This is a genomic window from Klebsiella sp. CN_Kp088, assembly GCF_040064335.1.
Classification (GTDB): Bacteria; Pseudomonadota; Gammaproteobacteria; order Enterobacterales; family Enterobacteriaceae; genus Klebsiella; species Klebsiella aerogenes.
The window spans coordinates 245,546-259,831 of the sequence record NZ_JBEAIQ010000001.1 but is presented as its reverse complement, the minus strand read 5'-3'; the positions used below and the strand labels follow the sequence as shown (position 1 = coordinate 259,831).

At 51.8% G+C, this 14,286-nt stretch carries 16 protein-coding genes; 12 read left to right on the top strand and 4 right to left on the bottom strand.

Annotation, left to right across the window (positions count from 1 at the left end; all coding sequences use genetic code 11):
• Window positions 1–152 precede the first annotated feature (152 nt).
• From surE to ABLV08_RS01265, 6 genes are all read left to right on the top strand, one after another.
• Window positions 153–1,022: a 5'/3'-nucleotidase SurE gene (gene surE, locus ABLV08_RS01290; RefSeq protein ID WP_348855457.1), complete on the top strand. Its 870-nt coding sequence runs from the start codon at window positions 153–155 to the stop codon at window positions 1,020–1,022.
• Window positions 1,023–1,198: 176 nt separating this feature from the next.
• Window positions 1,199–1,786 carry a hypothetical protein gene (locus ABLV08_RS01285; RefSeq protein ID WP_020078882.1) on the top strand — a complete coding sequence of 196 codons (588 nt, stop codon included), beginning with the start codon at window positions 1,199–1,201 and terminating at the stop codon, window positions 1,784–1,786.
• Window positions 1,783–3,102 (top strand): ATP-binding protein, encoded by a 1,320-nt coding sequence (locus ABLV08_RS01280; RefSeq protein WP_032711623.1) that lies wholly within the window; start codon window positions 1,783–1,785, stop codon window positions 3,100–3,102. Before ABLV08_RS01285 ends, ABLV08_RS01280 begins: the two co-directional genes overlap by 4 nt.
• Complete coding sequence (locus ABLV08_RS01275; RefSeq protein WP_032714468.1) at window positions 3,102–3,719, top strand: response regulator; 618 nt, start codon at window positions 3,102–3,104, stop codon at window positions 3,717–3,719. Before ABLV08_RS01280 ends, ABLV08_RS01275 begins: the two co-directional genes overlap by 1 nt.
• A 95-nt stretch (window positions 3,720–3,814) precedes the next feature.
• The gene (locus ABLV08_RS01270; RefSeq protein WP_015366656.1) at window positions 3,815–4,312 is read left to right on the top strand and encodes a heme-binding protein; all 498 of its coding nucleotides are present in this window, start codon (window positions 3,815–3,817) and stop codon (window positions 4,310–4,312) included.
• A gap of 403 nt (window positions 4,313–4,715) precedes the next feature.
• Complete coding sequence (locus ABLV08_RS01265) at window positions 4,716–5,246, top strand: N-acetyltransferase (protein ID WP_032714466.1); 531 nt, start codon at window positions 4,716–4,718, stop codon at window positions 5,244–5,246.
• Between the two features lie 54 nt (window positions 5,247–5,300).
• On the opposite strand, the gene ABLV08_RS01260 is transcribed toward ABLV08_RS01265, so the two are convergent.
• Complete coding sequence (locus ABLV08_RS01260) at window positions 5,301–6,536, bottom strand: MFS transporter (RefSeq protein ID WP_032711619.1); 1,236 nt, start codon at window positions 6,534–6,536, stop codon at window positions 5,301–5,303.
• Window positions 6,537–6,808: 272 nt separating this feature from the next.
• Here ABLV08_RS01260 and ABLV08_RS01255 point away from each other — a divergent pair, with 272 nt between their 5' ends.
• From ABLV08_RS01255 to ABLV08_RS01240, 4 genes are all read left to right on the top strand, one after another.
• A complete protein-coding gene (locus ABLV08_RS01255) occupies window positions 6,809–7,075 on the top strand; it encodes a DUF1778 domain-containing protein (RefSeq protein WP_015705366.1) in 267 nt (88 codons plus the stop codon).
• Window positions 7,063–7,548, top strand: coding sequence for a GNAT family N-acetyltransferase (locus ABLV08_RS01250; RefSeq protein ID WP_348855456.1), 486 nt, complete (start codon window positions 7,063–7,065; stop codon window positions 7,546–7,548). Before ABLV08_RS01255 ends, ABLV08_RS01250 begins: the two co-directional genes overlap by 13 nt.
• 71 nt (window positions 7,549–7,619) lie before the next feature.
• The gene (locus ABLV08_RS01245) at window positions 7,620–9,236 is read left to right on the top strand and encodes an FAD-NAD(P)-binding protein (protein ID WP_348855455.1); all 1,617 of its coding nucleotides are present in this window, start codon (window positions 7,620–7,622) and stop codon (window positions 9,234–9,236) included.
• A 118-nt stretch (window positions 9,237–9,354) separates the two neighbouring features.
• A complete protein-coding gene (locus ABLV08_RS01240) occupies window positions 9,355–10,455 on the top strand; it encodes an NADH:flavin oxidoreductase/NADH oxidase (RefSeq protein WP_015366663.1) in 1,101 nt (366 codons plus the stop codon).
• Between the two features lie 56 nt (window positions 10,456–10,511).
• Here the strand turns inward: ABLV08_RS01240 and ABLV08_RS01235 are convergent, their stop codons facing one another.
• A complete protein-coding gene (locus tag ABLV08_RS01235) occupies window positions 10,512–10,670 on the bottom strand; it encodes a YqaE/Pmp3 family membrane protein (protein WP_002903230.1) in 159 nt (52 codons plus the stop codon).
• Between the two features lie 260 nt (window positions 10,671–10,930).
• Here ABLV08_RS01235 and uxuA point away from each other — a divergent pair, with 260 nt between their 5' ends.
• Both uxuA and ABLV08_RS01225 read left to right on the top strand, forming a co-directional pair.
• Window positions 10,931–12,001 (top strand): mannonate dehydratase, encoded by a 1,071-nt coding sequence (gene uxuA, locus ABLV08_RS01230; RefSeq protein ID WP_045365882.1) that lies wholly within the window; start codon window positions 10,931–10,933, stop codon window positions 11,999–12,001.
• A gap of 69 nt (window positions 12,002–12,070) precedes the next feature.
• A complete protein-coding gene (locus ABLV08_RS01225; protein ID WP_047077518.1) occupies window positions 12,071–13,405 on the top strand; it encodes a gluconate:H+ symporter in 1,335 nt (444 codons plus the stop codon).
• Window positions 13,406–13,454: 49 nt separating this feature from the next.
• Here ABLV08_RS01225 and ABLV08_RS01220 read toward each other — a convergent pair whose 3' ends face one another.
• Window positions 13,455–13,940 (bottom strand): lipoprotein, encoded by a 486-nt coding sequence (locus tag ABLV08_RS01220; RefSeq protein WP_015366666.1) that lies wholly within the window; start codon window positions 13,938–13,940, stop codon window positions 13,455–13,457.
• Between the two features lie 83 nt (window positions 13,941–14,023).
• Window positions 14,024–14,197 carry a hypothetical protein gene (locus tag ABLV08_RS01215; RefSeq protein ID WP_015705359.1) on the bottom strand — a complete coding sequence of 58 codons (174 nt, stop codon included), beginning with the start codon at window positions 14,195–14,197 and terminating at the stop codon, window positions 14,024–14,026.
• Window positions 14,198–14,286 lie beyond the last annotated feature (89 nt).

The window sequence follows — 14,286 nt, the reverse complement described above, 5'->3', positions numbered from 1 at the left end:
TCTGGACGTTAATATCTGCAGTACGTATTTTAAACTCTCTTGGGATTGTTACTGTTTCAGGCAAAACCTAAGGCCGTTTCTGTACTCGTTGCAGGAGCGGTCTTAGGTTTTTTTTTGCATTTTAGTTACCCTCATGAATAACAGGAGTTACGATGAACAAGTCATGTATTGCCGCTGCGCTGATCTCTGCATTCGCTTTTACCGCAAGCGCCGCACCGCTAAAAATTTTGATTGTCAACGACGATGGTTGCGAATCCACGGGCAGTATTTCGCTTCAGGAAAAACTCACGCAAAAAGGTTTTGATGTGTGGATGGTTGCTCCAGCCACCAATCAGAGCGGCATCGGTTCAGCCATTACCTTCAAAACGGGTAAAATCTTTGATGTAAAGAAGGCTGCTGATAAACGCTACTGCTTCCCGGGAACACCCGCCGATGCGGTTGATTTTGGCTTACGGGGATTACTCATTAATAATCCGCCGGACCTGGTTATCTCTGGCGTCAACGATGGCCCGAATACAGGAATGGCTCAGGTCAATTCAGGGACGGTAAGTGCGGCAGCCAGGGCTGTACGTTATGGTTTCCCGGCGATTGCGGCCAGCATTGGGTATATCTTTACCGAAGATGAAATGAAGAATAAATGGCCAAGTACACATAAATATTGGCCTGATGCGGTGGATTATATGGTTGATGTTGTTGAAACGCTGAATCATAAACAGGTTTCTGGCACACCTTTATTGCCTAAAGGGTCGGGCTTAAGCATTAACTATCCGCCGCTGACAAAATCAAAAATTAAAGGCGTGCGCTATGTCGAAAATGAGATGTTCCCTACCCCACAGATTGGTTATGATATTTTGCCTGATGGACGCGCTAAACAAACCATCAATCCGGAATCGTTAAAGACAGTAGAGAACGATACCGATTCCGGCTGGCTTAATAAAGGTTATATCACCTATAGCCTCTTTGATGGGGCAATGAACGCCCCGCAATTCCAGGCGCAATATGAAGAACTGTTGAGTAAATAATTCGCCAGACTAACTCTCAACCTTGCACTATCATCTTCACGCCTGCCAGCGTCACACTTAATCGCTGGCAGGCGACGTTTTCATTTTTTATCGCCGCACAATAAAATTGTTAAAGCCTACCTCTAAGTTGTACTATGCGTATCAGATAAACCATTAGGGCGCTAATGCACGGCGTAATGAAATATATTAATGACAGTCTCAAACTGGGTACCATCGTTGAGCAAAGAATAAAGGAGCGGGATCCTAAGCAGCTAGAGTCCGCGAAAATGGACTTGATGGAGCGTATGGGAACGTCTGTCGGTTTGCATACCGCAGGTGTGCCTTTTATCTCAAGCGCGTTGTTAAGCGTGGTAAGTTTCGCTATGCCGCAGCTAACGCTTTGGGGGGCCATCTTTCAATGGTTTTCCTGGCCCGCGCATGCTGTTTTTGCTGGTATCATCCCCACAGGTTTACTCTACTGTCTGCTGATCTTCCCGTCGATGACGCTGTTCTCTCGAGGTTTTCTGGCTGCGCTTAAGTTTTATCTGGTTCTAATTTTCCTGACCGCCGCGCTAGCCGCGGGAAATCTTATTTACGCATTCACTTTGGTATTCATATTTGGCGGGCATGCCGGCTTGCTTATAAGCGCTTTGGTTGGTGTATTATTTAGCGCTGGCAGCATCAAACTCGTTAACAGTGCTATGTTTGTAAAAACCTCAGCATTTTATTTGCATAATCGAATTTGGCGCTGGCAATTAAAACATCATGTAAAAAATACAGTATGATAAAAATCCTCTGCTGGCTCACACTTACACTGCTAAGCGCAACGGGGCTTGGCGCCTGGTTTCTTCAACAGCAATATGACGCGCGCTCCGCCGACTTCCGCATCCTGTATCGCGAAATCACGGTAAAGGTGTCGCAGCACGATGCCATCATCCCCCTGCTTCCGTCCGGTCAAAATGCCGCCGAAGTCCAGCAGATCCTGCCGCAGATCGTGCAATGGCGGCGCTATGATTCCCTGGAGCCGCGACGCCCCATCGTCGCGCAAAGCCCCGCACGCTACTGGCTGAATCTTCCGGGCATCTCTCTGCTGATTGATTTGAACACCCTACTTAACAGTCTCAATGAGAAAAAGACATTCAAACATCTTGCCATTCGTTGGGACGGTACCACGTTGTTTGAGGACGGTACCGCATCTACCAACACCTGGTGGCGCTGGGAGAAAACTGTCGCCAGCCCAACACAACCTCTGCTCATTAGCGCAGGTGATAACCCGCAATGGCATCAACTGCCGTGGTGGCTGATACTTTCACCGGCACTGTTCTGGGCGGTGATTATCTATCTTGTTAATCAGTATCGAACCAATAAACGCCGACGGGATATCGCCGATCTACGCACCCGCTATGGCGAACTGACTCGCCTTAACACCATGGGCGAGCTGGCCGCTGGTATCGTGCATGAGCTTAATCAACCTTTAACCGCCATTATGAGCTATAACCAGGCGGCAGTGCGCCTGATTAAAAAAAACGATCCCGTAAAGATCCCCGAACTGCTTGAGGCCTCAGTGTTGCAGATAAAACGCATTGACGCCCTGCTCAGCCAGTTTCGTCTTAAGCTAACCAGCAAGCGCGCCGAATATCAGCCGGTGGACCTTCCGTCGCTGTGGCTACGCGTGTGCGAATTACTGGATAATGAGATCCGCGCCGGTAAAGTTCGTATCTCCAGCCATTTTCCGTCGGACCTACCCGCACTTCCTGCGCCGCCGCTGTGGGTAGAGCAAATACTGCATAATATCGTTAGCAATGCCATTCAGGCACAAAGCATAAATGTTCCAGGTAGTGCGTGGATTCATCTGCAAGCCGTGCGGGTAAATAACGGTATCGCTTTAACTCTTACTGATGGCGGACCAGGGTTATCATCTGAAGCGCTGGAGCAGGTTTTTATACCGTTTTATACCACCCGTACTGATGGTGTGGGACTCGGCATGGCCCTTGCGGATACCCTTGTTCAGCGTCTTAATGGCAAGATAGAAGCGAGCAATATCACCGGACAAGGCGCTTGCTTCCGGTTATGGTTTCCGCTGCGCAATGAGGAGAAGTAATGGAGCAGTACATCTGGTTAATTGATGACGATGCGGCAATATGCGATTCATTAAGTCTGCTGCTCTCAACCGTTGGCTGGCAGACACAGGCGTTTGATAGCGCACACGCTTTTCAACATCAGGCAGGGAATCTAGCCGAATTAACCGGCTGTATGCTGCTGGATATCCGCATGCCGGGGAAAACCGGGCTGACGCTGCTCGATGAGTGGCGCCAGCTAGGTCTAACCTTGCCGGTTATTATTATGACCGGGCACGGTAATATTGATTTATGTCGTCGCGCCTTCAAAAATGGCGCATTTGAATTTTTAACCAAACCCATTGATGCCGACCTGTTATTCGAAGTGGTCGGCGAAGCGATGGCGCAGCAAAAAGCGCATCTTGAACGACAACAAATATTACTGCCGCTGCAGGAAAAACTCGCCACCCTTACCGCCCGTGAGCATGAAATGCTCCAGCAGTTGCTCCAGGGCTACTCCAGTAAAGAAATCGCCCGTTTATGCTCGCTATCGCCGCGTACCGTCGAAGCGCATCGCGCCAATATTTTTAGCAAACTTGAAGTTAACTCGCTGCCCAAATTGTTGAAGATTTACGCTGATGTCGCCAGTGGCCCTAAGTAAAAATACCTGGTACGTTCAGTATTCGCGGCAATAGTCTTCATGCTCCTTCCCTCCTAGTATTGGCCTATCGCCACTCAACACGACGGAGCATCACTATGAAACGTATCCTTCTTAGCGCCATCCTGCTCGGCAGCCTGGTCACGACCGCTAGCGCCGCAACGGGTGTTCTCAGCCAGAAAAATTTGTCAGTGGAGCTCGCGGATAAAATCGCGCAAAGCACGCTACAGGCCTGCGCCAAAGACGGCTATAACGTTGCCGTCACGCTGGTCGACCGTTCCGGTACACCGCTATTAATGAAGAGAATGGATAATGCCGGCCCACACACCGTCGAAGCCAGCCGCATGAAAGCATTCACCGCGCTAACCACTAAAAACGCCACCAGCAATGTCATGAAAGGTTCTCAGTCCAACGCCGGAGCCGCGAACCTGCGAGATATACCCGATTTTCTGCTATTAGCTGGCGGAGTGCCAGTTAAGATGGGCAACCAGGTCATTGGCGCGGTTGGCGTCGGCGGCGCGCCGGGGGGAAATTTTGACGAAGCCTGCGCGATTGCCGGGTTACAATCCGTTGAAAATGAATTGAACGCCAGTTAACTGGGCTCGCCAGTAGTCACGTTATCGGTCATCGCGGGTCGCCAGAGGTTATCCGCGATATATTCATATGTTAGAGAGCGCTCCCCCAATCCCATACTCATGTAGTGGTTAATGATGGGGTGTGTTATCATTCGCGCGTTTTATAACTCATCGTAACAGAGGTATTGATGCTGGAGAATGTAATCATCTGATAATCGGTATGCCCTTTCGATTCTGGGGTAGCTGATTACACCGCGCTTAAACATATATGCCAACGCTTTGTATTGGTACGTTTTAGTGCATGATGATTACGGATTGTAAACAGCATGAATGGCGTCTCGCCTCCACGTCTCCCCCAGTAATCTCATTCCAGAACGTTCAATCGAGCCATGGCCGCCAATCTACAACCACATGGTAATTTATTATGATAAATATTGATATTGAACGCCCCCAGGATATTCCCCTGGTTCAACAGGTCATTATTGAGGCTTTTGGCTCAGCCGAAGAGGCATTGCTGGTGAATAAGCTGAGAGAGGACGCCGCCTGGATCCCGACTCTTTCACTGGTTGCGAGAGATAAGCAAGGAACAATCGTGGGGCATGCCGTTTGCACGCGAGCCAGTGTGGGTTTACATCCGGCGGTTACGTTAGCCCCAGTGTCGGTACATCCGGCATATCAAGGGGTGGGTATTGGCAGCGCCCTAGTCATTGCGATTATCGAAGCCGCACGCGACGCTGGCGAGAAACTCATGACCGTACTGGGACATCCTGACTATTACCCTCGCTTTGGTTTTCAACCAGCCTCTGCTTATGGAGTTATCTGCCAACTTAATGACGGCCCCGATGCAGCCAAAATGATCATGTCTCTCGATAACAGTGCTATTCCTGGAGGAAACATGGGATTTTGTAAGCCGATGACTGAATCTATTCAGGCCTGGCAACCAGACCACGCATAATAAAAAACTGGCGACTTGATCTTCAAGCGCCAGTTTTCTTTCAGCCACAGAGCATTACCGACTCACATGCTGCATGGCGTTTTGCTCAACCGCCCCGCTTATCTTCTTCGCCCGGCTTTCATGACCAAAGAAGGTCAGGATCGCGATAATGATCGCCACCGTACCGGCAACGATTGCCATGGCCAGCCCATAGTTTTGACCATGATGTTCCGCGATCGTGGCCTGTAACGTCGCATTAACCGAAGCGATAAGATTACCCAGTTGATACACAAAGCCCGGCAGCACCGCGCGGGTATTCGCTGGAACCAGTTCATTCAGATAGGTCGGCACTACGCCCCAGGCGCCCTGAACCATGAACTGCATCAGGAATGCGCCGATTCCCAACATCAGTGAACCGCTAGCGAATGCCCACAGCGGGATAACCGGTAGCGCCAGCAGCGAGGCGGTTATAATGGCCTTTTTACGACCAATCTTCTCGGAAAGCGAACCGAACAGCACCCCGCCGATGATCGATGCAATATTGTAAGTGACCGCGATAATACTGATCGTTTTCGGCTCAAAGCCATGCTGCACTTTTAAAAATACCGGATACAGGTCCTGGGTACCGTGGGAAAAGAAGTTGAACGCTGCCATCAGTACCACCAGATAGCAGCATAGTTTCCAGTGCGTTTTCAGTACCGGCAGCAGCGCCGTGCTTTCCTTTCTCTCTCGTGACGCCAGCCATACCGGTGACTCCTGCACGCAGAACCAGATAAACGGCAGCAGCAAAATAGGCGCAGCGCCGATGACAAACATCCCGCGCCAGCCGAGTAATTCAAATAGCAGCCCATAAGCGACGGCGGCAATCAGATAGCCAAACGGATAACCGGCCTGGAAAATTCCCGACATTAGTCCACGGGAACGGTCCGGAATGGTTTCCATTGACAGCGACGACGCCACGCCCCAAATACCGCCCATCGCCACGCCATATAGCACTCTTAAGACCAGAAAAATCGTTAATGACGGCGCCGCAGCAGACAGCAACTCGAAAATCGAAAAGAAGATGATATTCAACATCAGGATCGGCTTACGGCCATATTTCTCGGCGAGCCGGCCAAAAATGAGCGCGCCGATAGGCCGTACGGCAAGCGTCAGTAGTATCGCCAGCGTGACCTTTTCCAGCCCAACATGAAACGTCTGGGCAATGTCACTCAGTAAGAAGACGAGGAGGAAAAAATCGAAGGCATCAAGTGTCCAGCTTAAGAAGCTGGCAATGGCGGCATTGCGCTGTAGTGAAGTCCAGCCTAACATCGTGTTATCCCTATCCTGGCACAGCGGCCTGGAGATGTAGCAGCTAGCCGAAAGAACATGCAGGGCCAACTGCATATGTAAATGTAAAGTTTCTTAAGTTACCCATATGTTAAATACACCCAATAATCGTATGGCTGCAAGTTAATTAGCATGCTAATTTGTTTCAAATTAAGTATATGTCCCCTGATAGACCGTGCAGACAGAATGTATAGCATTTGCTATACACCTGTTCTACAATGAGCTGTATACCAATTGCTATACGGGAAAAGAAGATGAAATCAGATATCCAACTCAACATCCGGGCGAAGGAGTCCCAGCGGGCGCTGATTGATGCGGCTGCCGAAATTCTGCACAAATCACGGACCGACTTTATTCTTGAGATGGCCTGCCAGGCGGCAGAAAACGTCATTCTCGACCGCCGGGTGTTTAACTTAAGCGATGAGCAATACGCCGAATTTATCGACATGCTGGATGCGCCGGTTGAAGCTAACCCCGCTCTCGATAAATTGCTGGCGAGAAAACCGCAATGGGAAAAATAAGCGCGCCTGCACCGCTATCTTCACACCATCAGATCGCGGAATTTTGTTGTGGAGAAACGGTTCTCGATCAATGGCTGAAACAGCGAGGATTGAAAAACCAGGCTCAGGGCGCCGCGAGAACCTTTGTGGTCTGCAAGGAAGAGAGCCATCAGGTGGTGGGGTTTTATTCGTTAGCAACCGGCAGCGTTAATCACACGGAAGCCACTGGCGGCCTGCGGCGCAATATGCCCGATCCTATCCCGGTCATCATTCTCGCCCGCCTGGCGATCGACTGCGCGTATCACGGACAGGGGCTGGGAGCTGATTTACTCCATGATGCGCTCTTACGCAGTTATCGCGTTGCCGAAAATGTTGGCGTTCGTGCCCTGATGGTCCATGCCCTGACCGATAGCGTGAAACGATTCTATTTACACCACGGATTCAAAGCCTCCACCACCCAGGAACGCACACTTTTCCTCGCGTTGCCTAAATAACTCCACCTTTCGTCATTTTCTCTACCACACTTATCTTTCAGTTCGGGAACCACACCAAAGGAAGGATAACGATGAAGAAAGTGGCGATTGTCGGCGTTGGGCCGACCGGGATCTATACTTTTCATTCCCTGGTTGAACGGGGTGAGCCGCTGGAGATAGTGCTCTACGAGCAGGGTGAAGAGGCTGGCGTCGGCATGCCTTATAACGATGAGCATAACTCAGCGCAAATGCTGGCGAATATCGCCAGTATCGAAATCCCCCCCATCTATATTACCTATCTGACGTGGCTACAAAATCAGAGCGAAAACTGGCTCAGCCGGTATGGCATTGAGCGTGAGGCCTTACATGAGCGGCAATTTTTACCGCGCGTGATCCTCGGCGACTATTATCGCGATCGGTTCCTGGCGCTGTTGGAGAAAGCCAGGTTAGCGGGTTTCAAAGTTAGCGTGCGCGAATCCTGCGAGGTTACCGATCTCCAGGCGGAACAGGATGGCGTCAAACTGTGGATTAATCACGCGCCCACAGCGGAACGTGCGGATTTTGCCGTTATCGCCACCGGTCATCTCTGGCCGCAGGACGATGATTCTTCCCGCGAATATTATCCCAACCCCTGGAGCGGTTTGATGCAGGCGCAGATAGCCCCCTGCCGGGTCGGTATCATGGGGACTTCACTCAGCGGCATTGATGCTGCCGTCGCCGTCGTCATTCAGCATGGCCATTTTACGACTGACGCCGATGAGAGCGTCCATTTTCGGCTTAATGACGCGAGTCATAAACTCCATATCACCCTGATGTCACGAAACGGCATCCTGCCCGAGGCCGATTTCTACTGTCCTATCCCCTATGAACCGCTGGAAATTGTCACCCATCAGAGGCTGGAAACGGCCATCGCTGAGGGTAGTGAGGGATTGCTGGATCGCGTATTCCAGCTTATCGTCAGGGAGCTGGAACTCGCCGCGCCGCACTGGTGTAAGCAGATAGGCTTACGCCAGCTCACCGCGGATACGTTCAGCGACGCCTGGTTTATCGACAGAAAACGACACGATCCCTTTGCCTGGGCGCAAGCCAATTTGCAGGAAGTGGAACGCAACAAACAACAACAGCATACCGTGCCGTGGCGGTATACCATTCTGCGATTGCATGAAGTGATTGAGATGATTACGCCGCATCTTAACGAACGCGACCGCGAACGCTTTAAAACAGGGCTCGCCCGGGTATTTATCGATAATTACGCGGCCATTCCATCGGAATCGATTCGCCGCCTGCTGGCGCTGCGTGAGGCCGGGGTGATTAGTATTTTGCCGCTCGGGGCCGATTATCAACTGGAAGTTCAACCACAACGGACGGTCATTCACCATCACAACCAACGCAGCGAATTTGACGTCTTTATTGACGCCAGAGGCCAAAAGGCGCTGAAGAGTAAAGACATCCCTTTCCCGACGCTGCGCCAGCAACTTCTCGCCTGCGGTGATGAGATCCCGGATATCGGTGATGATTACACCCTGCAGGCGCCGGCGTGCGCTCGCGGCCGCATTGCCTTCGGCGCGCTGCCGTGGTTGATGCATGACCGCCCTTTCGTTCAGGGCCTCGTCGCCAGCGCGGAAATCGGCGCCGCGATGGCGAGATCGGTTTCACAGCAGGCCAGCGGCCGCCGGCGCAAGCTGTGGTTCAGTCATGAAGAGTGGTGATCCATCAGCATGCGAATAACGACTAACCGCGTCTTAAGCGCAACAACGGAAAAGAGACCGCCATCCAGGCATGTTACAACTACAGGTTATCAGGTAGCACAACGCTTACGAGGTACATATGAGTCAACTATTTAGCCCTGCGCGAATTGGTAAACTGGCGCTGGAAAACCGGATTGTCATCGCCCCGATGTGTCAGTACTCCGCCGAAAACGGCAAGGCAACCGCCTGGCACCGCATTCATCTTGGACAGCTGGCTTTTTCCGGCGCCGGTTTGGTGATTATTGAAGCCAGCGCCGTTGAGCCCGCGGGTCGCATCTCCCCGGCGGACGTCGGCCTGTGGGATGATGAAACCGAAGCCGCCCTGTACCGGGTACTGGAAGATGTTCGCGCCTATTCAACAACCCGCATCGGTATCCAGCTGGGGCATGCCGGGCGCAAAGCCTCCGTCGCTGCCCCCTGGCTTGGCGGCGGTCAGTTGGCGCTGGATAACGGCGGCTGGCAAACCGTCGCTCCATCCGCGCTGGCATTTCATGACGGCGACCGGGCGCCGAAAGCGCTGAGCCATGACGATCTGGCGCGGCTTAAACAAGCCTTTGTTGATAGCGCGCGGCGCGCTGAACGCCTGGGAATTGAACTGATAGAGCTGCATGCCGCGCACGGCTATCTGTTGCACCAATTCCTCTCGCCGCTGAGCAACCAGCGAACAGATGAATACGGCGGTTCGCTGGAAAACCGCTTACGTTTCCCGCTGGAGGTTTTCCAGGCAATACGGGAGGCGGTCAGCGAAAATATCGCCGTCGGCGTTCGGCTTTCGGCGACAGACTGGGTAGAAGGCGGTTGGGATACGGCGCAATCCATCGTATTTAGCCAGCAGCTTGAAGCGCTGGGTTGCGACTATATTCACGTCTCCAGCGGCGGGTTGTCGCCGCAGCAGGCGATTCAGGTCGGTCCTGGCTATCAGTTACCGTTCGCCCATGAAATCCGCCAGCAGATCAACGTTCCGGTCATTGGCGTAGGGTTAATTACCGAACCGCAGCAGGCTGAAGATGCACTGCAAAACGGCGACGCCGATCTGATTGCCATCGCCCGCGCAGCGCTCTACAACCCACACTGGCCGTGGCAGGCTGCGGCGGCTCTGGGGGCCCAGGTTAGCGTACCGCCGCAATACCTGCGTTCAGAACCGCATGGGCTGAAAGGCACGCTAAAATCTAATCGCTGAAGCTTCACGCTATGAACGATAGCGGCGCGAATGCGCCGCTAAATTATTGACAGTAATTAATCGCGGGTTTGTACCCAGAAGGCGTGAATAAGGCCAGGAATATAGCCCAGCAAGGTCAGAATTATATTCAGAATGAATGCCCAGCCGAAGCCCTTACCCAGCAGTACGCCCAGCGGCGGCAGGATGATAGTAAATACGATTCTCCAGAAACCCATACACTCTCCATACAAACAAAATTAACGACTTAAAAAAGAGACTTCGTCTCTAAGCATAGTAATTCTACCTGATGCCGCCACGTTAACCGCCCCCTTTACCCGATTTTACGCATCTTGTAATGAGCATTACGTCAGCGTGTGCAATTCATCCGATGTATGGTTTTGTGAGTTCGATCATGTCCCACTCTCCGCATTGTCGTTATCCTTAATCTAACTTGTATGGTAGTAGACTATAAACAACGCGGTAAGGAAAAGTTTTCATGCAAATGACGATGCGCTGGTTTGGGCCAGACGAAGATAAAGTCACTCTTGAGCAGATCCGTCAGGTTCCTGGAGTGGAAGGTGTGGTCGGCGCGCTGTACGACGTACCGGTTGGCGAAGTCTGGCCACGGGAGAAAATTAAGGCGTTAGTCGAGCAGGCCCACGCTAACGGTCTGACGATGGAAGTTATCGAAAGCGTGAATATTCACGACGCGATTAAAATCGGGCTGCCGGAGCGCGATCGCTATATCGCCAACTATCAGCAAACTATCCGTAACCTCGCCGCCTTTGGCGTTAAGGTCATCTGCTACAACTTTATGCCGGTTTTCGACTGGATGAAAACCGACATGAACTACCGGCTGGCGGACGGTTCGCTAACGATGGCTTTTGAAAAAGCCGGCATCGATAAAACGCTGGAACAGGTCGTTGCGGAAGTGCTCAGCAACGCCAACGGCTATGCCCTGCCGGGCTGGGAGCCCGAACGTTTAGCGCAGGTACAGACGTTATTCGACAGCTATAAAGCGGTCGATGATGACAAACTGCGAGAAAATCTGGTCTATTTCCTGGAGAAAATTATCCCGGTCTGCGAAGAGGTCGGCGTGAAAATGGCCATTCATCCTGACGATCCGCCGTACTCTATTTTTGGTCTGCCGCGCATTATTAAAAACCGCGACGATCTCGACTGGTTGTGTCGCGCGGTGGATTCACCGGCAAACGGGATTACCTTATGTACCGGCTCTATTGCCGAGGAGCCGCAAAATAATGTTTATCAAATCCTCGCGGAATTCAGCCAGCGCGGGCGCATTCATTTCGCTCATGTCAGAAATATTAAAATCATAAAAGACAAAGATTTCTACGAATCGGCGCACCCTACCCGCTACGGCTCGCTCGATATGTACCGGGTGATGCAGGCGCTGCACGACAACGGCTTCGACGGCTATATTCGCCCCGATCATGGCCGTTTTATCTGGGGAGAAACCGGCCGCCCGGGATACGGCCTGTACGATCGCGCGCTCGGCGCCACTTACCTGCTGGGATTATGGGAAGCGCTGGAAAACCAGCACGCCTGATCCGCTCTTCACTCAGGTGCCGGAGTTCTCCGGCACTGAAAATAATAAAATCTCTGTTGGGAGGATGCCATGTCTCCAGCCCTGGCTCTGCTATGGGTGGTGGTCGGTATTGCGCTACTGGTCATCATGAATCTGAAATACAAAGTTCACAATATTTTCGCCTTATTAATTGCCGGCCTGTTCGTCGCCGTTATGGAAGGTGTGCCCCTCGATAAAATCGTCTCGATGGTTCAGCAAGGACTGGGCGGAATAATGGGACACCTGGCGCTGATCATTATATTCGGCGCTATCATCGGCAAATTTATGACCGAATCCGGCGCCAGCCAGCAGATTGCCGATACGGTCATCAGGCGTTGCGGCACCCGTTATCTGGCGGTCGGCTTGATGTTTATCGGCGTCATCTTCGGCATTGCCATGTTTTATGAAGTGGCGTTTTTGATTGCTATGCCGCTGGTACTCAACATCGCCAGCAAAGCCAATATCCCGTGGATGAAACTGGTTATTCCGACGGTCGTCGGCGCCACCATGGGACATAGTTTATTTCCGCCACAGCCGGGGCCGGTTGCATTAGTCAGCGCCTTCCAGGCGGATATTGTTCAGGTTTATCTGTACGGCATTATCGTGATCATCCCGGCGCTGTTCTGTGCGGGGATCCTGTTACCTGCCTGGCTTCCGGGTATCCGCGAAATGAAGCTGAATGCCATGATTCAACCGCAGGAGGAGAAACCTGCCGACGCGCTGCCGTCGTTTGCGGTCAGCATTGCCATTCCGCTGATCCCCGCGATATTAATGATTGCGTCTTCGCTGATTCAGTCGCTGTTTGGCGCGGCCTCTTCTGCGGCAAAATTCTTCCAGTTCCTCGGTAGCGCGGAAATTAGCATGCTGTTGGCGACCGGCGCCGCAATCTGGCTGCTCGGCTGCCGCCGCGGTATGAACGCCGTTCAGGTTAACCACTGCGTCACGGACTCGGTCGCCAGAATTGCCAACGTCCTGTTCGTCATCAGCGCCGGCGGCATTCTTAAACAGGTTATTATCGATTCTGGCGTCGGCGACCATATCGTCACGATGATGAGCCATGTCCCGCTGTCGCCGTTTATTATCGCCTGGCTGATTACCGCTATTATTCGTATTCTTACCGGCCAGGGCGCCGTTGCGGCAATTACTTCAGCAGGGATTGTTTCGCCAATGGTTACCGCATTTCATCTTAATCCAGCGCTGATGTGCCTGGCGGTGGCCTGTGGTAGCAATACCATTACTTTGATGTATGACGGCGGCTTTTTACTCTTTAAGGAAACGTTTGGCATCTCGATGCGCGATACCTTTAAGACCTGGGGCTTACTGGAGCTCATCAACTCGGTGGTGGGTTTGTTGATGGTGTTATTACTGAGTCTGTTTATTTCCTGAGAAACGCACCGCGGCGGCGACAATACCGCCGCGGTAAGCACTCAAATATTTACTGTTGACCGGCCGGCGCCTGCTGCGCTGGCGCTTGCTCCGGCGCGATACTCTCTTTTATCTCTTTGGTCTTATTGGCGGCATCGGCGGAAAGCTGGTTGGCTTCAACGATGGCGTTATCTTTAATTTTTCCCGCCTCTTTCATGATCGCATCGCTTTTTTGCTGCGCATCCTGTTTTACCGCATCCGCTTTATTTTTCGCATCCTGGGCAATCGCGTCAGCTTTCTTGTCGGCTTCAGATTTAATACTGCTGGCCTGAGTTTTCAGGCTATCCGCTTCATTATTGGCCTGCGTTTTGATGTCGTCGATCTGCTTATCCGCTTCTTGCTTAATGGCCCGCGCTTTATCGGCAGCCGCATCTTTAATTTGTTCCGCGTTATCTTTGGCCTGATCCAGTTTATTGTCGACTTTCGATGAGTCATCGCAGCCAAACAACGCCAGGCACAATGCAGAGGTAATCAGCGTTTTATTCCACAGTTTCATCAGTATTCCCTTATCGGTCCAGGTGGTAATCCAGTGACGGTCATAGCCTTGCCGTATCGGCAGAGTCAATTTATTTATAATCGCTATGCCTGGAGAGTCAAGCTATCGATAATTTTCAGTAATGCTTTGCCGGAAAATGCATAGACCAGCCAACGCCAGCGGCTAATTTGCTTAAAAACAAGGCAAAAAACCGCTATTCCAGCAATCGATACGCCCGGGCGGATAACCTGCTTTCCTTCTGGATGGCTAAAAAGCATCTTATATTCCATTTTGCGCTAAACGGCAGATTTATGTTCTTTAAAATGCCGTTTTTACAGTTCTACCATTCAGCTATCTCGATACGAAT